General features: G+C 69.2%; 13 protein-coding genes and 1 tRNA gene. 7 read left to right on the top strand and 7 right to left on the bottom strand.

What is annotated here, in order from left to right:
• The first annotated feature begins 37 nt into the window (after positions 1-37).
• Positions 38-2179, top strand: a complete 2142-nt coding sequence (locus Q0A34_RS03090) for an ATP-dependent DNA helicase UvrD2 (RefSeq protein WP_291478360.1) — start codon at positions 38-40, stop codon at positions 2177-2179.
• Between the two features lie 16 nt (positions 2180-2195).
• On the opposite strand, the gene Q0A34_RS03085 is transcribed toward Q0A34_RS03090, so the two are convergent.
• Entirely contained in the window at positions 2196-3062 is an 867-nt protein-coding gene (locus Q0A34_RS03085; protein ID WP_291478355.1) for a TOMM precursor leader peptide-binding protein, read from the bottom strand.
• A 101-nt stretch (positions 3063-3163) separates the two neighbouring features.
• Between Q0A34_RS03085 and Q0A34_RS03080 the strand changes: the two genes are divergently transcribed.
• Complete coding sequence (locus tag Q0A34_RS03080) at positions 3164-3748, top strand: SprT-like domain-containing protein (protein ID WP_291478353.1); 585 nt, start codon at positions 3164-3166, stop codon at positions 3746-3748.
• Here the strand turns inward: Q0A34_RS03080 and Q0A34_RS03075 are convergent, their stop codons facing one another.
• Positions 3749-5227 (bottom strand): zinc-dependent metalloprotease, encoded by a 1479-nt coding sequence (locus tag Q0A34_RS03075; protein WP_291478351.1) that lies wholly within the window; start codon positions 5225-5227, stop codon positions 3749-3751.
• Between the two features lie 206 nt (positions 5228-5433).
• Between Q0A34_RS03075 and Q0A34_RS03070 the strand changes: the two genes are divergently transcribed.
• Positions 5434-6525: a PDZ domain-containing protein gene (locus Q0A34_RS03070; protein ID WP_291478405.1), complete on the top strand. Its 1092-nt coding sequence runs from the start codon at positions 5434-5436 to the stop codon at positions 6523-6525.
• A gap of 13 nt (positions 6526-6538) precedes the next feature.
• Here Q0A34_RS03070 and Q0A34_RS03065 read toward each other — a convergent pair whose 3' ends face one another.
• Entirely contained in the window at positions 6539-7081 is a 543-nt protein-coding gene (locus Q0A34_RS03065) for a PPA1309 family protein (protein ID WP_291478349.1), read from the bottom strand.
• A 161-nt stretch (positions 7082-7242) separates the two neighbouring features.
• Here Q0A34_RS03065 and Q0A34_RS03060 point away from each other — a divergent pair, with 161 nt between their 5' ends.
• The 3 genes from Q0A34_RS03060 to Q0A34_RS03050 all read left to right on the top strand — a co-directional run bounded on the left by Q0A34_RS03060 (position 7243) and on the right by Q0A34_RS03050 (position 12260).
• Positions 7243-10326 (top strand): UPF0182 family protein, encoded by a 3084-nt coding sequence (locus tag Q0A34_RS03060; protein ID WP_291478347.1) that lies wholly within the window; start codon positions 7243-7245, stop codon positions 10324-10326.
• Positions 10327-10523: 197 nt separating this feature from the next.
• Positions 10524-10597, top strand: a tRNA-Met gene (locus Q0A34_RS03055).
• A gap of 367 nt (positions 10598-10964) precedes the next feature.
• Positions 10965-12260, top strand: coding sequence for a phosphatase PAP2 family protein (locus tag Q0A34_RS03050; RefSeq protein WP_291478345.1), 1296 nt, complete (start codon positions 10965-10967; stop codon positions 12258-12260).
• 86 nt (positions 12261-12346) lie between these two features.
• Here Q0A34_RS03050 and Q0A34_RS03045 read toward each other — a convergent pair whose 3' ends face one another.
• The 3 genes from Q0A34_RS03045 to Q0A34_RS03035 are packed head-to-tail and all read right to left on the bottom strand — an operon-like array spanning position 12347 to position 16334.
• The gene (locus tag Q0A34_RS03045) at positions 12347-14536 is read right to left on the bottom strand and encodes a fructose-specific PTS transporter subunit EIIC (protein ID WP_291478343.1); all 2190 of its coding nucleotides are present in this window, start codon (positions 14534-14536) and stop codon (positions 12347-12349) included.
• A 2-nt stretch (positions 14537-14538) separates the two neighbouring features.
• On the bottom strand, positions 14539-15558 hold the full coding sequence (locus Q0A34_RS03040) for a 1-phosphofructokinase family hexose kinase (protein WP_291478340.1): 1020 nt from the start codon (positions 15556-15558) through the stop codon (positions 14539-14541).
• Positions 15555-16334, bottom strand: a complete 780-nt coding sequence (locus Q0A34_RS03035; protein WP_291478338.1) for a DeoR/GlpR family DNA-binding transcription regulator — start codon at positions 16332-16334, stop codon at positions 15555-15557. Before Q0A34_RS03035 ends, Q0A34_RS03040 begins: the two co-directional genes overlap by 4 nt.
• A 267-nt stretch (positions 16335-16601) precedes the next feature.
• Between Q0A34_RS03035 and Q0A34_RS03030 the strand changes: the two genes are divergently transcribed.
• On the top strand, positions 16602-17420 hold the full coding sequence (locus Q0A34_RS03030) for a hypothetical protein (RefSeq protein WP_291478336.1): 819 nt from the start codon (positions 16602-16604) through the stop codon (positions 17418-17420).
• A 22-nt stretch (positions 17421-17442) separates the two neighbouring features.
• On the opposite strand, the gene Q0A34_RS03025 is transcribed toward Q0A34_RS03030, so the two are convergent.
• Positions 17443-17736, bottom strand: a complete 294-nt coding sequence (locus Q0A34_RS03025; protein WP_291478334.1) for a chorismate mutase — start codon at positions 17734-17736, stop codon at positions 17443-17445.
• Between the last annotated feature and the right edge of the window lie 251 nt (positions 17737-17987).

Here is a 17987-nt window from a genome sequence, read left to right as displayed (position 1 = left end):
CTGAACCACACCCCCGACGGAGGCGAGAACACCCACCGTGTCAGGACGACTCGACCAGCTGAACCTGGACGCACTGGACCCCGAACAGCTCCGGGCGGCCACCGCACCGCGTGGCCCGGTGAGCATCATCGCCGGCGCCGGCACAGGCAAGACCCGGACGATCACCCACCGCATCGCCCACCTGGTGTCCGGCGGTTTCGTCAACCCCGACCATGTGCTGGCCGTGACGTTCACCAACCGGGCGGCCGCGGAACTTCGGGAACGCCTCACCATGATGGGTGTCGCACGGGTGCAGGCCAAGACCTTCCACGCCGCCGCGATGCACCAGCTGCGCTACTTCTGGCCCAAGGTCATGGGGGACACCCCGTGGGAACTGCTGGACTCGAAGTTCCCGCTGGTCGCCAGGATCACCCGTGCCGTCGGACTGGAACCCGACCGCACGCTGCTGGCCGACCTTCTCGGAGAGATCGAGTGGGCCAAGGCGTCGCTCATCGCACCGTCGTCCTACCCCGCCCACATCGGACCGGACCGCCGGGACTGCCCGGTGGAGCCGGAGAAGTTCGTGAAGATCTTCGAGGGCTACGAGCAGGCCAAGGCGACACCGGACCGGGTGCTGCTGGACTTCGACGACCTGCTGCAGTCCATGGCGGGGCTGCTGGAGTCGGAGGTGGGCATCGCCGACGAGTTCCGGGAGCGCTACCGGACCTTCGTCGTCGACGAGTACCAGGACGTCACACCGCTGCAGCAGCGGCTGCTGGACGCCTGGCTGGGGGACCGCGACGACCTCACCGTGGTCGGCGACGCCAACCAGACGATCTACTCGTTCAACGGCGCGACCCCGGACCACCTGCTGAGGTTCTCCACCCGGTTCCCCGACTCCACGACCGTGCGCCTGCACCGCGACTACCGCTCGACCCCGCAGGTGGTCGACCTGGCGAACCGCGTGATCGGGCAGGCGAAGGGCAGGGCCGCCGGTACCCGGCTCGTGCTGGAGGGCCAGCGTCCGCCCGGGCCGGACCCTGAGTTCTCCGAGTACCCGGACGAGACCGTGGAGGCCGAGGACGTGGCCCGCCGGATCGCCGCGCTGATCAGGGACGGTGTGCCCGCCGCCGAGATCGCGGTGCTCTACCGCATCAACGCCCAGTCCGCGGCCTTCGAGTACGCCCTGGACCAGGCGGGTATCGCCTACCAGGTCAAGGGCGGCGACGGTTTCTTCCAGCGTGCGGAGATACGTCAGGCGGTACAGGCGCTCGGCCAGGCGGCGCGGAAGGTGCAGGCCCGCGCCGCCGGGGAACCGGACGAGGGACCGTCCGGTCACCTCGTCGGCCAGGTCCGGGCCGTCCTGCTGCCCGTCGGGCTGACACCGTCGGAACCCGAGGGAGCCCAGGAACGCCAACGGTGGCAGTCGCTGAGCGCCCTGGCGGACCTCACCGCCGAGCTGGCGACGACCACCCCGGGGCTCGACCTGCCGGGGCTGATGGGCCTGCTCAAGGAGCGTGCCCAGGCGAAGAACCCGCCCCGGATGCAGGGGGTGACCCTGGCCAGCATCCACGCCGCCAAGGGACTGGAGTGGGACGCGGTGTTCCTCGTCGGCCTCGTCGACGGGACGGTGCCCATCCGGCACGCACTGAAGGGGTCGCACTCCGAGGACGCTGTGGAGGAGGAGCGTCGGCTGCTCTACGTCGGCGTCACGAGGGCCAGGGAGCATCTGCACCTGTCGTGGTCCCAGGCGCGGCAGCCCGGCGGCAAGGCGACCAGGCGGCGCACCCGGTTCCTCGACGGGATGGTGCCCTGGGAGGCCGAACGCGCCGCGGCACAGCAGGCACGGCAGTCGCACCAGGGTGCGGGGCAACGGGGGCCGAAAGGGAAGCCCCGGGACTCCTGCGACACCTGCGGGGTGCGGCTGACCACGCCGGAACAGCGCATCCTGGGGCTGTGCGACGCCCACGCCGAGGACGTCGACCAGGTTCTCGTGACGGAACTGCGCCGGTGGCGCAGTTCCCTGGCGGCCTCGCGTAGCGTCCCCGCCTACGTCATCATGAGCGACGCCACACTGCGCGCCGTGTGCCACCGGGCGCCGACGACCGCGCAGGAACTCGTCCAGGTGCCAGGTATCGGGCCGATGAAGGTCGAACAGTTCGGGGAGGACATCCTCGGCATCATCCGGAACTTCCGCTGACCACCACCGGCCGGCCTCACCGTGCCGGGGCCGCCTGACAGGCCGGACAACCGCGCAGCGCCAGCGGAGTCGTCCGGGAGACGTCCAGGCTGACGGGGTCGAGGAACCTGCGGTCCTCCAGGTTCCCCGGACTCCAGTCACACAGGGCACGGCCTGTGCCCAGGGCGTCCCGGACGATGTCCGCGACGACAGCCGAGGCGACGCCGGTCAACCCCGGTCCCGGTCGGCCGACATTGCCCGCGGACTGCGCGCGGATCAGCCGCCAGTCCGGGTCCTCGCCGAGCAGCTGGGTGTCCAGGCAGGTCAGGCAAGGGGAGTCGCCCGGGCGCACCAGCGGCCCGACCACGACCGTGCCGTCTACGACCCCGCAGGGCAGGTGCGGCACGCCTTGCGTCATCAGCCGGTGGGTGACGTCCTGCGGCGGGAACAGCTGGCCGGCGAGGATCACGAGGGAATCCGGCCCGAGCCGGCCGAACGCCGGGGCACCGGGGGTGACCGCCGTGGCCGTGACGCCCCGCCGCAGCAGGTCCTGCAGGACCGCCGACGACATCCCCGCCGGGCCGGTGACGTGCACCGGTGTGTCGGTGCGGGGTGCCGGGCGCAGCAACCCGGCGGCCGTCAGGTCGTCCAGGACGCCGACGGCGTGCTCGGAGGTGAACCCGCAGTGACCGAGCCGTTCGGCGAGTTCCGTGGTGTCCACCGGGCGCATCGACTCCCGCAGGACCAGCATCACCTGGTTGGCGGACACCCCCGGCGGCACGGTGAGGACCAGTGAGCGGCCCGGGAGAGTCCCGAACTGGAGATGGTGCGGGGAGCGCAGGATCAGCGCGGTCGCGTCCCTCAGCATCACCATGTTCCCGGCCCCGACGACGGTCGATGTCATGTAAAATCCCCCCTGACTGGCACACAAGCTCTCGACACGCACAGTGTAGCCTGCGTTCCCGCCACTGTGCAGCGGGTCGACGAGACCGCGGAAGGTGACTCATGGCAGGACGGCGGCGTACCCCAACCCGGGCGCAACTCGAGGTCGTCGACGACTTCGCCCCGGACGTCGAGATCCGCCTGTCCGCCCGCCGCGAGCGCACCATCGCCGGCAGGATGGAACGCGGCCGGGTGGTCGTCCTCGCACCGATGTCGATGGATGCGGCGAATCTGCGGCGCAGCACCACAGACCTGGTGGAGCGGGTGCGGCGGCGGAACAGCGCGGCCGCCGGGCAGGCGTCCGACGAGGACCTGCTGCTGCGCGCGGCGGAACTCAACGACAAGTACCTCGAGGGGCGGGCGGAGTTCCGCAGCGTGCGGTGGGTGGGGAACATGACCCGCCGGTGGGCGAGCTGTTCGGTGGACTCCGGCCGGATCAGGGTGTCTGACCGGCTCAAGGAGGTCCCCGGCTACGTCCTGGACTCGGTGATCATCCATGAACTGGTGCACACCTGGATCCCCGACCACGGGCCCGACTTCCACGCCTGGGCGGCGAAGGCCCCGCAGGCGGAACGCGCTGCGGGGTATCTGGAGGCCTACGGCCGCTGGGGAGTCGGCGGCGGAGACGAGTCCGGCGACGTGGACTGACTACCTGTCGTCGGTACCGTTCTCGTCGCTGTCGCTGTCGTCGGCGTCGCCGGGGGCGTCGAAACCCTGGTTGATCTCCCGCTCGAGGCGCTCGATCTCACCGATGGGGTCGAAACCGTCGACCTCGTCTTGGGCGGCGAGGATGGAGTCGATGAACCCGGCGGGGGAGTCCAGGTCGGTGTCGACGGGCAGGAAGTCAGGGTGGTTCCACACGTCGTCGCGACGCTCCGTGCCCACCGCGACGGTCAACCGGCGCCACAGCTCCGCCGCCTCCGAGGCCTTCGGAGCGGACAGACTGATGCCCACGGTCTTCACCAGCGACTCCATCCCCGGCTGGTCGTTGTCCCGGTAGACCGACCAGGCGGCGCCGATGCTCGACGCCACGGGCAGCCGCTCACCGAGAGCCTCGCCGACGACGACGTCCACCCAGCCCTCGATCAGCGACAGGCTCGTCTCGAGACGGACGCGGGCGTGGTCGGTGGAGGAGACGATGGTGGGGGAGAGGTCGGAGTTCTGCAGCTGGGACATCATCTCCTGCAGCTTCTCCGGGTCACCCAGCATCTCCGGATTGAACTCCTGGCTCGCCTCCTCGAGGGCCGAGTTGTCGAGACTCAGGCCGGTGGCGAACTCCTCCACATCGAGGATCACGCGTTCGACCAGCCACGGGACGTGCTGGAAGAGCCGCAGGTGCGCCGCCTCACGGGCGGCGAGGTAGATCAGCGTCTCCCGGCGCTCGGCGCCGAGCTTCTTCGACAGGTCGTCCAGACGGTCGGTGGCGATGGCGGCGACCGACCCCTCGGCCAGCGGGATGCCCCACTGGGTGGACATGGCCACACTGCCGGCGAGCTCACCGAGCGAACGGCCGAGCTGCATCCCGAAGTTCATGCCGTTGACCTGGCTGAAAATGCCCATCATCGGGCCCATCTGCGACCGGATCTCCTCGGGCATGCCCTCCAACGTCGCATCACCGAGCTTCTCGGCGAGGGGGTTGATGACACGCTTCCAGCGCGGGAGGGTCTCGTCCAGCCACTGGGAACCGGTGAAGGCCACCGATCCGGTCGCCCCGGCCGGCAGCGTCGTGGCCTCGTCCAGCCACAGTTCCACCAGGCGCACGGATTCGGCGACGGCCTGGCTGTCCTTGGCGGCGGGACTGCTCTTCGCCGCGCTGCCGGACAGCTGCTGGCGCGCGATCCGCTCCGCCAGTGCGTAGTTCACCGGCCCCTGCGCGTCCGGGGAGTTCATGTCCCTGCCGAATCCGCTCAGCATCGAACCGAACTGGTTGAGGATGTCACCGAGACCCGGTCCCTGGGGGCCGCCTTGCCCGCCCTGGCCCCCCTGGGGGCCGAAGAACATGCCGAACGGGTTGGCTCCGAAGCCGAACGGGTCGTTCCCGGAGTTTCCGTTCTCGTTCTCCCGCCGCCGACGCTCGTCGTCGGACTCATCGTCAGGGCCGTTGAAACCGAATCCGAAATTACTCATGCCACGAGAGTACCCGGGTGATCCCGAGGGCCGCACCGACGTGCGTGCGCTGACAGCGAACACCCTCCATGTCGGTGCAGGGCTGTAAAGTGACCGGGGTGAGTTCCAGAATCCCCCCCTTCAGTGACAACCACGACAACGGTGGCACCGCCAGCGCGGCCCGGACGGGCGGCGCACGTCGTCGTTTCCGCACGGTCGTCGTCGGCCTGCTGCCCGTGGTGGCTCTGGTGGCGCTGCTCGCGATCCCGACGGTCCCCGGGACCGACGTCAACCTCACCGTGCCGTTCGCTGCGGAAGGTGAGGGGCCGACGTACGACACACTCGGCGAGGTCAACGGCACACCGGTGGTGGACATCACCGGCACGGACGCGGAGCTGGACGAGGGGCTGGCGGAGTCGGACGGACAGCTCAACATGACCACGGTGGCGGTGCGTACCCGGCTGAGTCTCGCTGAGACGATGAAGCGCTGGCTGGCCAGTGACGACACCATCGTCCCTCTCGAACAGGTCATCCCGTCCGACTCGACGCCGGAGGAGGTCGCCCGCCGGAACGCCGCCGCCTTCGCCGCCTCGGAGTCCAACGCGACGGTCGCCGCGATGGGGCACCTCGGGAAGCCGCTGGAGACGACGGTCTACGAACTGGCCGACGACGCGCCCGCCGCCGGGACGCTGCGGGAGAACGACGTGATCACCGCGGTGGACGGCACCCGGGTGACGTTGCCCGCCGAGGTCGCCGAGGCTGTCGCCGAACACTCCCCGGGTGACGAGGTCGAACTGACGGTGCGCCGCGGTCAGGAGGAGATGAAGGAGACCGTGACACTGGGGGAGGTGCCGGAGGAGCTGCGTGACGCCGGGGGTTCCGGTGCCTCGGCGGCCGAGGACGCCGGTGAGTCGGACCGGGCGTACCTGGGGGTCACGATGGTGGCGCAGCCGGCCGGGGACCTGAAGGTCCGTTACAACCTGAAGGACATCGGCGGCCCGAGCGCCGGACTGATGTTCTCACTCGCTGTCGTCGACAAACTCTCCCCGGGCGACATCAGCGGCGGGAAGTTCGTCGCCGGTACCGGGACGATCTCCGCGGACGGCACCGTGGGTCCGATCGGAGGCATCACCCACAAGGTCGCCGCCGCCCAGCACGCAGGGGCCGAGGTGTTCCTCGTCCCGGAGGGGAACTGCAGCGAGGCCGCGAGCCGGTCCTACGACGGCGACATCGACCTGCTGTCCGTCGACTCCCTCGACGGGGCGGTCGAGGCCCTGGAGAAGTACAACAACGGGGACGACACCCCCACCTGCGACTGAGAACTCTTCCCGCTCAGTCCTCGAAGGTGTAGCGCAGCATGGACGTGACACCGGGGGCGATTTCCGCCCCGTCCATTCCGCCGAGCAACTCCACCTTGTCCTCCGCGAACGGGTCCGCGGCGAGGTCCTCCTCGGTCGGGCGCAGCTGGAGCAGCGTGCGGTCCGGGCCGCCGTCGATGACCCCGGTGAAGATCCGGGCCTGGCGCGGGGTGGACCCCGGCTCGGCCGAGTTGCGGAACATGATCTCCTGCGCGAGCACCGCCCCGACGACGACCCCGGGCCAGCGGACGGTGGCGATGTACTCGCCGAGTTCGTCGGAACCGGGACGGATGTGATCGGGCAGGTCGTCCTGGACGACGAGCGAGAGCGGGGAGGTCTCGGGCTCCCCGTCGTCCCCGGCGTCGCCGGAGGCGATGACATCCTGGACCAGTTCCGTCGGTACCAGCGCGAACAGGGTGGCGGGACGGTCCCAGCCCTCGGCGTGGACGAAGTCCACGGCTTCGCGGAGGGCGGCGTTGAGCGGGCGGATATCGCCTGTGTGGTTACTGGCGTTCATCTTGGGAGGACCTCACGGTGACGGCGGCAGGGTGCGGACAGTAGTCTAGACGCAGACAGTTTTGTCGTCGGCATCCGACAGCCTGTGCATCTGGTGTCATCACCGCCGGAATCAGGGGTCGGTCCGACTCTCATGACCGACAGCAGGAGAGTACTGAACCCTTGAGCATCCCGGAGATTCCAAAACCTGGGCGCAGATCCAAGATCCTCGGCAGCGTCGCCGTCGTCCTTGCTCTGCTCTTTTTCCTCGTCCCTGTCCTGGTCTCGAACTACACGGAACTGCAGTGGTTCCGGTCGATCGACTTCCAGGCCATTTTCCTCAGCGTTCTCGTGACCCGGGTGATCTTGTTCATCGTGTTCGGGCTCGTGGCCGCCGCCATCGTCTGGGGCGCGTGCTTCGCCGCGTTCCGCGCGGCGCCGAAGGAATCCGACTTCCCCGACGTCTCGGAGATCGGCCTCGGCGGTGACGACTCGCCGTTGACGGTTAACCGTGCGGAGATCCGTCGCGCGATCCGTCCGTTCCTCGTCATCGTCCCGTTGATCGCCGGTGTCGTCACCGGCATGGTCGCGCAGGGCAACTGGCGTGCCGTCCGCCTGTTCCTCTCCGGTGGTGACTTCGGCGTCAAGGACCCGCAGTTCCAGATGGACCTCGGGTTCTACGCCTTCACCCTGCCGCTGCTGACCTTCGTGCTGGGGACGGTCTCGGTGCTGGTCATCGTGGCGTTCCTGGTGAACCTGCTGGCCCACTACCTGCTGGGCACGATCAGCACGGGTAACCCCCGGATCGGTGAGAAGGCCCGGATCGGTGCGCCGGCCCGACGGCAGCTGGTCATCATCGCCGGTATCTGGATGCTGCTCAAGGCCGTCGACTACTGGTTCCAGCGCTACGCCCTGCTGAACAACCAGCACGACACCTTCACCGGTGGATCCTACACCGACATCAACGCGATACTGCCGGCGAAGATCCTGCTGCTGGTGGTGTCACTGTTCGTGGCCGCCATGTTCTTCAGCTCGATCCTGCTGAAGGATCTGCGGATCCCGGCGCTCGCCGTCGCACTGATGGTCGTGGCCAACCTCGCCATCGGTGTGGGCTGGCCCGCGGTGATGGAGCAGTTCTCGGTCAACCCGAACCGCGCGGAGAAGGAGCGGGAGTACATCGCCCGCAACATCGAGTCGACGCGTCAGGCGTACGGCATCGAGACCGCGAAGGACAGTGCCCGTGAGGACTACGAGAACCCGGACGGCCAGGTGACCTACGAGCGCAACTGGGGCGGACAGTCGTCCGGAGACGCCAGTGAGCGTCGTTCGATCGCCGACGACGACGCCACCCTGTCGAACATCCGGCTCCTGGACCCGGACGTGCTCTCGCCGACGTTCACCCAGCAGCAGCAGCTGCGGAACTTCTACGGGTTCCCCGACGAGCTGTCGGTGGACCGCTACGAGGTCGACGGCGAGATGCGTGACTTCGTCGTCGCCGCCCGTGAGATCGACCCGAATGCGCTCTCGGGCAACCAGACGGACTGGATCAACCAGCACACCGTCTACACCCACGGCAACGGCTTCATCGCGGCGCCGGCGAACACCGTGGACGAGGTGGCGCAGGACGCCGCCTCCGCACGTGGTGGCTACCCGATCTACACCGTCGCCGACCTGCAGAACATGGAGGCCGAACGGCAGACAGGTGAGCTGGACCTGGAGATGGAGCAGCCCCGCATCTACTTCGGTCCGGTCATCGCCGGGGCGGACGCGGTGAACGCCGACTACGCCATCGTCGGTGACGACGGCTCTGGCACCCCGCGGGAGTACGACACCGACAACTCCGAGTACACCTACACCGGTGAGGGTGGAGTGGATGTCTCGAACATCTTCCACCGTGCGATGTACGCCGCGAAGTTCCAGGAGATGAACATCCTCCTGTCGGACGTCATCGGCGACGATTCGAAGATCCTCTACGACCGTGACCCGCGCGAGCGTGTCCACAAGGTCGCCCCGTGGCTGACCACCGACTCCAAGACCTACCCGGTGGTCATCGACGGCCGGATCAAGTGGGTCGTCGACGGGTACACCACCCTGGAGAACCTGCCGTACTCCGAGCGCACCCAGCTCGACGCCGCCACGGAGGACACGCTGACCGAGGACCCCGCCTCCCAGCAGCGCGCCGTCACCAACGACGTCAGCTACATCCGTAACTCGGTCAAGGCCGTCGTCGACGCCTATGACGGCACCGTCGACCTCTTCGAGTTCGACGAGGAGGACCCGGTCCTCAAGGCGTGGGAGGGTGTCTTCCCCGATGTGGTGAAGCCGAAGGAGGAGATCAGCGACGAGCTGATGGAGCACCTGCGGTACCCGGAGGACCTGTTCAAGGTCCAGCGTGAGCTGATCGCGAAGTACCACGTCGACGACCCGGGAACCTTCTTCACCAACGACGCCTTCTGGTCCGTCCCCGGTGACCCGACGGCGCCCGAGGGTGGCCAGGAGCTCAACCAGCCGCCGTACCACGTGGTCGCGACCGACCCGGAGACGAACCGGCCCAGCTTCCAGCTGATCACCCCGTTCCGTGGTCTGCGTCGTGAGTTCCTGGCCGCGCACATGACGGTCAGTTCCGACCCGGAGACCTACGGCAGGATCTACGTCCGCCAGCTGCCGACGAACACGCAGACCCAGGGTCCGAAGCAGGCGCAGGACACGATGATGTCCTCCGACGAGATCGCCCGTGAGCGCACCCTGCTGGAAGGCACGAACACCCTGACTAACGGCAACCTGCTGACACTGCCGGTCGGTGACGGACAGATCCTCTACGTCGAGCCGGTGTACTCACAGCGTGCTGACCAGGAGTCCGCGTTCCCGAAGCTGCTGCGTGTGCTCGTGAGCTACAACGGCTCGGTGGGTTACGCGCCGACGGTCGGTGAGGCCCTCGAACAGGTCGGTATCGACCCGGACGCCGTGACGGAGATCGCGGAGTCCGGTGGTGATGCCGCGGACGAGAACGCCGCCTCCGCCGGGGACGGTTCGGACAGTGACTCCGACTCGGACTCGACCACCTCGTCCTCGCCGACGAGCACCTCGGAGGCGCCGTCCGCCGGGCGTGGCTCGGGGTCGAACGGTGGCTCGGAGCCGACCGACGAGCAGCTGTCCGCGATCCGTGACGCCATGGACCGGGTCAACGACGCCCGCGAGAACGGCACCTTCGAGGAGTTCGGACGGGCACTCGACGCCCTGGACGAAGCGGTGAGTGCCGCGCAGTAGCCGACGGCCCCTCCAGGAACGCCCTCCGCTGACGACCGTCTGAGTGCAGCGCACCGGAAAACCCCCGGTGCGCTGCACTTTTCGTTGTGACAGACGCGGTGGGGCGGAGCGATTTCACATTCGCGACCGTCCGCGTTACACTAATGGAGTCGCTGAGAGAGCGGGACGGAGAAGTCCGGTTCTTGTCGGTTACCCGTCGCGGGGTGGAGCAGCTCGGTAGCTCGCTGGGCTCATAACCCAGAGGTCGTAGGTTCGAATCCTGCCCCCGCTACTAAGAATGAAAGTGCAGGCCACCGGAGAAATCCGGTGGCCTGCACTTCTGTGTGTGGACCGTTTATCCGGACAGTCCGCCCTCTGGCCCGGGCCGCCGCGCACACATCGCACCCCATAGGCCGCTGCTTCGATTCTGACCAGGGATTATGAATCCATCACATTCTTATGGGGTGCGATGACCGCGCGCCCCGTCTCCCGGCACCTGCGGCCGGCACCCTCGGCGAGGAATTCTTCCCCGATCCATCCGGTGTTCACGCAGCGGACACCCCGGCACCGTAAGATCATTTTGTCCGGAACAGTTCCGTCGTCCCGTGCGGGGCGAACACTGACACATGACAGACAGATGACTGACAGAGGAGAACGCGGTGTCGACGTCCGCCCGCCCGAGTACCACCCGCCGAACGGTCGTCACCAGGATCGCACCGGCACTGACCGTGGCCCTGGCCGCCGGAGTGCTCGTCGTCCCCGCCCACGCGGGCCCGGTGACCGATGCCGTGGGGGAGTACCTGCCCGCAACACTCCCGCCGGTGCAGCACCCCGGTGCCCCTGTCCCGCAGCCGTTGGCCCCGGAAGACTACGGCTGGTACGTCTCCGACCTCAGCTCGTACCGGGGCGGCATCTACTACGACGTCGTCCGTGACTTCAACGACCTCCGTCAGAATCACCCCGGGGTCATGAAGGAGAACCTCGACACTGTCGTGGAGATCAACAACACCGCGGATCCTGAGACCGTCCGTCGGGCACAGGTCGACGCCGCTGCGGACGACGGTGACCTGCTCACCGCGCTCTCCGACGGCTTCGGCTCGACACTGGGGGAGGCGTTGCGCACCGCACTGCAGGAGAACCGGCTACCGAAGACCCGTGCGCTGATGGATTCCGGCTACCTCTCCCGGGCCGGCGGGTTGGCGAGCTCCACGCTGATCGAGAAGCAGATCTTCGGCTACGACCGTCCGTTCATCGTGGCGCCGGACCGGATCACCAGGCACACCGGTGGCGGCAACGAGGACCTCTACGACCTCGAAGGCTCCCCGTCCTTCCCGTCCGGTCACACCAACCAGGCGGCCTGGACGACGACGCTGCTCGCCGTCCTGCTCCCGGAACTGGCGCCGCAACTGCTCGCCCGCGGCGCTGAGGCCGGCCAGAACCGCATGGTGATGGGGGTGCACTACCCGCTGGACGTCATCGGCGGCAGGATGACCGGGCAGGCGGCCGCCGCGGACCGGTGGAACGACCCACGGATGCGTGACGTCCTCACCCAGGCGGGTGAGGAGATCCGCACGGAGCTGGAATGGCGTACCGGAATGTCACTGCAGGAGGCGGTCGCCGCCGACGCACCGTACCGGACCACGGAGGCTGCGGTGGACGAGTTCACCAGGGGGATGACACACGGGCTCAGCCGGGTCGGCGATCCGGACGCCGCCTTCACCGTGCCGCAGGGGGCGCCGGAACTGCTGGTGACGGCTCACCCGGATCTCGACTGGGGTCAGCGTGCGCGGGTGCTGGCGGCGACGGCGTTGCCCGCCGGCTATCCGTTGGACGACCAGTCGCAGTCGGGACGCGAGGCCGGCGGTTGGCAGCGGGTGAACCTCGCGGCGGCCTTCGCCGCGGACGTCGAGGTGGGGCGGGACGGGGCGATGACCGTCAACGGACGTCCTGCCTGAGTCCGTCCGGGGTCCGGACGGGGTCCTTCCGAGACGACGGCACCCCCACCGTGGTGCGGTGGGGGTGCCGTGGCCTGTCAGCTGGTTCAGGCGGACGCGGGCGTGGTGTCCTTCTCTGTGTCCGCTCCGGTCGCTGCGGCGGGGGCGTCCTGCGGTCCCTTGGCGGTGAACTGTTTGACCAGGATCACCGTGACCGCGGAGACGACCATGCCGGCGAGCACGGCGATGATGAAGCCCCACCAGTTCTCCATCAGCGGCATCACCCAGATACCGCCGTGCGGCGCGCGGCTGCCCACCTCGAAGGCCATGGACAGGGCGCCGGTGACTGCGCCGCCCACCATCATCGAGGGGATGACGCGCAGCGGGTCGGCGGCGGCGAAGGGGATCGCACCCTCGGAGATGAAGGAGGCGCCCAGCAGCCAGGAGGACTTGCCGTTCTCGCGCTCGACGTCGGTCCACATCTTCGGCCGGACCGCCGTGGCCAGGGCCAGTGCCAGCGGCGGCACCATGCCGGCGGCGATGACGGCGGCCATCACCTGGAATGCGGCGGTGTCGCCGGTGGACAGTCCGGCGGTGGCGAAGAGGTAGGCGGACTTGTTCACGGGACCGCCCAGGTCGAAGCACATCATCAGGCCGATGATGAGGCCCAGGATGACGGCGGAGGAGCCCGACATGTCGGCCAGCCAGTTCTGCAGGGCCTCCATCAGGGCGGCCAGCGGACGTCCGAGGACGACGAACATCGACGCCGCGGTGACAAGGGTCGCCAGCAGCGGGATGATCACCACGGGCATCATGGAGCCGAGCCAGCGCGGTACCTTCCAGGTCTGGATCCACATGGCGACGAGGCCGGCGATGACACCGGTGATCAGGCCGCCGATGAAGCCGGCACCGACGAGGACGGACACGGCGCCACCGACGAAGCCGGGGACGATGCCCGGGCGGTCCGCCAGTGCGTAGGCGGTGTATCCGGAGAGGGCGGCGACGAGGAAGCCCATCGCCGTGGTCCCTCCGCCGAAGAACACGGCACCGAGGTAGAGCAGGATGCCCGAGCGGTCGGTCATCTCGACCTCGGAGCCGTCCAGTGAGTACTGCAGGTGCTCCGGCAGGTTCCACAGTGAGTAGTCCTGGACCACGGTGTCCCAGACGTTGGCCACGTTGTAGCCGCCGATCACGAAGCCGAGCGCCATGAGCAGGCCGCCGGCCGCGACGAAGGGCACCATGTAGGAGACACCGGTCATGATGGACTGCTGGATCCGCCGTCCCCATCCGACCTCGGTGTCGCCGCCGTCGCCGGTGTCGCCGTCTGCGGCGGTGTCACCGCCGGCGGACACCCGGGGCGGGTTCTCCGCCGTGGAGGCGGCGACGGCGCGGTCGATGAGTTCGTCGGGGTCGGAGATGCCCTTCTTGACCGGTACGTCGACGACGGGTTTCCCGGCGAAGCGGGCGATGTCGCGGATGCCCACGCCGTGGGCGAAGATGACGGCGTCCGCCACGTCGATCTGGGCGGCGGTGAGTTTGTCGCCGCCGGAGGAGCCCTGGGTCTCGATGACGAGCTCGACGTCGTCCCGGGCGTCGGCGGCCTGGGTGAGGGCGTCGGCCGCCATGTAGGTGTGGGCGATGCCGGTGGGGCAGGACGTGACGCCGACGAGCTTCACGGTGCGACGCGCCGCCGGCGCCGCGGGCGCAGCCGCCGACGTGTCGGCGTCACCGGAGGCTCCGGCGGCTCCGGTGGCCTCAGGGGCGGGCGCGGTCTTCCTGGTCTTCTTCCTGTTCAGCACCTCGGTGACCAGGGCGACGATCTCGTCCTCGGATTCGGCGGAGCGCAGGGCGGCGACGAAGTCCTTCTTCACCAGGGCGCGGGCCAGGGTGCTCAGCACCTTCATGTGGGCGCTGCCGGCGCCGTCCGGGGCGAGGATCATGAAGACCAGGTCGGTGCCCAGTGGCTTGCCCTCGTCGTCGGTCTCGTCGGAGCCGAAGTCCGTGGGGGTCTTCAGCCGGGCGAATCCGAGGGACGGTTCGTCCACTGCCGTGGTCCGGCAGTGGGGGATGGCGATGCCGCCGGGCAGGCCGGTGGCGGCCTTCTCCTCGCGGGCGTGGATGTCGGCGAGGAGCTGGGTGGTGTCGGTGGCGCGTCCGGCCTTGACCTGCAGGTCGGCCAGTGCGGTGAGCACCGCCTCCTTCTCGGCCGGGATGTCGGCGTCGAGGGAGACGAGCTCGGGGATGATGACCGGGCGGTCGTCCGGACCGCCCGGCGTGGTGGGTGGAGGCGTGGTCATGGTCATACTCTCCTTGCGTCGGGTAGGGCGGTGGGAAGGTCGTCTGGCCGGGGCAGGGTGGTTCCGGGGAGGGTGACGGCGGTGGAGCCGTGGGCCACGGCGAGGGCGAGCCTCGCCGGGGCGTCCTCACCCCGGACCGCGCCGATGACGAAGCCGGCGAGTGTCGAGTCTCCGGCGCCGACGGTGGACACCGCGGTGACGGCGGGGCTCGGGCAGTACCAGGAGTCGACGGTGCCGTCGGTGCTGTCGGCGCCGTCGCGGGTGACCAGTAGGGCGCCCGCGGGCCCGAGGGAGACGAGCGCGGCGCCGAATCCCCGGGCGATGAGTGCGGACGCGGCGTCGGCGACGGCGGAGAGGTCGCCGTCGGCCGCCGCCTGTTCCATCGTGTCACCGTCGCCGCCGACGATCTGGGCCAGTTCGTGGGAGTTCGGTTTGATGAGGTCCGGCGCCGCTGCGGGGTTGCGGTCCGAGAGGTCGACGAGGGCGGCCAGTGCGGCGTCGGAGGTGTCGACGGCGACCCGGAACCCCTGTTCGTGGGCGGTGGCGGTCATCCGGGCGTACCAGTCGTCGGGGAATCCGGGGGGTAGTGAGCCGGCGAGCACCAGCCAGTGGGGTCCGGGGACGCCCTGACCGGTCACGTCGGACAGTGTCTGTTCGACGGCCTCCGCCAGGGCCCGGCCGTCGGCGGAGGAGTCACCCGGTGAGTTGATCTTGGTGGTCACACCGTCCCCGTCGGTGAGGGTGAGGTTCACCCTGACTCCACCGCCGGCTCCGCCGCCACCGACGAACCTGGCGGGGACCTGCCCTTCCCGCAGCAGGTCGGCGAAGCCGCCGCCGGCGTCTGCGGGGACCACGGCGAGGACGTCCTCGCCGGCGTGGTGGATCACGGTGGCGACGTTGACGCCCTTGCCGCCGGCCTGGTCGGTGCCGGAGACGACCCGGTTGACCCCGCCGACGTCCAGCGGGCCGGGAAGTCGCTGGGTGCGGTCGATGCTGGGGTTGGGGGTGACGGTGATGATCACGTGTGAATCACGTCCATTCCTTCATGTCGGAGTCCGGTGATGACGGGGTTGTCGGACGCGGCGTCGGTGATGAGGACGTCGATGTCGTCGGTGGTGGCGAAGGAGCAGAGCAGTTCCTCGCCGAGTTTCGCCTCGTCGACGAGTGCTATGCGTCTTCGGGCGGCCCCGGTCATGGCCTGTTTCGCCTGTGCCTCGGACTGGTCGGGGGTGGAGAACCCGAAGTCGGGGGTGATGCCGTTGGCGCCGAGGAAGGCCACGTCCGCGCGGAGTCCGCGCAGCGCGGCGACGGCGTCGGCGCCGACGACGGACTGGGTGATGCCGCGTACACGGCCGCCGACCAGGTGCAGACGGTGGGGCACGGTGGCCGGCACCTGCAGTGAGAGCTGGTAGGCCAGGAGCACGGAGTTGGTGATCACGGTGAGGTCCGGGCGTTCGGCGAGGTGGTGGCTGAGCAGGGCGGTGGTCGTTCCGGAGTCGACGATGACCGAGCCGCCGCTCGGCGGGAAGTGTTCCGCGGCGGCTGCGGCGATGCGTGCCTTGGCGTCACGGGAGGACGACGTGCGTGCGGCGACGGTGTTCTCGTTGCCGCTGTGGACCCGGTAAGGGACCGCTCCGCCGTGGACGCGGGTGACCCGTTGCTGGCGTTCCAGCACGTCGAGGTCCCGCCGGATGGTCTCGGCGGACACCCTGTGGCGCTCTGCGAGCTCGGACACGGAGACGCCTCCCCGGTCCTGGATCTCTCCGGCGATCACGTCCTGCCGTTGTGGCGCGTACATGTCCCCAGTATCTGTGGGAATGTGTGGGAAGTCAACGGTTATACCGTCATGTGAATGTGGTTTTGTGCTTCACCGGGCACAAACAGGCACCACGGCGGTGGCGTGGGGAGACGGGGGTGGCGGGGCCACGGTGTCGTCGAGTTCCGCAGGCCGGCCGGTCGCCCGGGGGATAGGCTGAAGCCAGTTCGTCACGAGACACCGTCGTGCCGTGTCCTCCGCCACCGTACCCGGCGCCGGACGCGGCCCCCACGAGAGAAGATGCCGATCATGATGCACCCCCGGTTCCTCCGCAGACTCGCCACCACCGTCGCCACCGTCGCAGCCGCCGCCACTGTCGTCGCCGGGGGTGCGGGTGCCCCGGAGGCGGCGGCACTCCCCGCCGTGGACCGGGTGGTCGACGACGTCCTCACCGCCACAGGGGAACCGGGGCCGCACCGTATCGAGGGGCAGTACTTCACCTCGCCCGGGGTCCCGGCCGCGGCGGAGGACGCCCGCCCTGCCGTCCTCGTCGGGCCGTCGACGCCGCTGATCGTGGGCGGTTCGGTGTGCACCGCCACCGCCGCCGGACACGACGCCGCAGGCAACACCGTGGCCGTCACCGCCGGGCACTGCGGGGTGGCCGGCGACCAGGTGCGCTCCGCCGATGACCCGGAGGGGACGGTCATCGGGACCTTCCAGCGTCGCGGGTCGGTGGACAACGGCGTCATCCTGCTCAACGGCAACGCCCGGGTCACCGGCGCCTACAACGCGGCGGTACTCCACAGCGCCGGCGGCCCACTGCCCGGTGCGGGGTCGCAGGTGTGCAAGACCGGAATCGCGACGGGCACCTCCTGCGGGCCCCTTGTCGTCACCGGCGGTTCCGGGTTCGCCATGCACGTGTGCTCGTCACACGGCGACTCCGGCGCACCGGTCTACGTCGGAGGGCGCCTGATCGGACTGCTCAGCGGTGGCTTGTCGGGGGTTCCGTCGTGCCGTACCCCGCTGCAGGGGCCGCTGCACTCCCCGGTGATGGCGATGACGTGGGACGCGGTCGTCGCGGAGATGAACGCCGCCGGCGGTGTCGGCGCCGGGTTCCGCCTGGCCTGACCGGGCCAACTCCGGACGAGGCTCAGGCGCCGAGGCGTCCGCGCCCGAGCTGCAGCAGCGCGTTGGCGATGGCGACTCCCTCGGGGCCGAGCTCCTCGCGGAACTGGTTGAGGATCGCGGTCTCCCGTGAGTACACCAGCTTCGTCCCCCCGGACGCGGTCCTGGTACGACCGATCAGCTTCGAGATCTCCGACCGGCGCTTGACCGACTCGATGATTGTCCTGTCCAGTTCGTTGATTTCCTTGCGGTAGTCCTGGATCTGGGCGTCGGACAACGGATCATCGGTCCCGCTGGAGAACTCCATGTCGTTCGTCATGGCCCTGATTCTACGTCTGTACGGGGTTGTAGGGTGAACATGACCCCTACCGACAGGAGAACGCGACAGTGAATCCGGGCCAATCCGACGCCTACGACCAGATCCCCCTTCCCGCGGAGCCCGCGTCGGGACCGTGGGACGGTCAGGACGGGCTGTGGGAACCGCCGCCGGACGAGGAGGACCGGCCTCCGGAGGACGCCGCCGCGCTCCTTGCGGAGATGGCCGAGACGGCGTCGCACCTGGCGCCGTTG

The sequence above is a fragment of the Corynebacterium sp. genome (assembly GCF_022712195.1).
Taxonomy (GTDB): Bacteria; Actinomycetota; Actinomycetes; order Mycobacteriales; family Mycobacteriaceae; genus Corynebacterium.
This window is presented reverse-complemented; position numbering and strand designations above follow the sequence as displayed.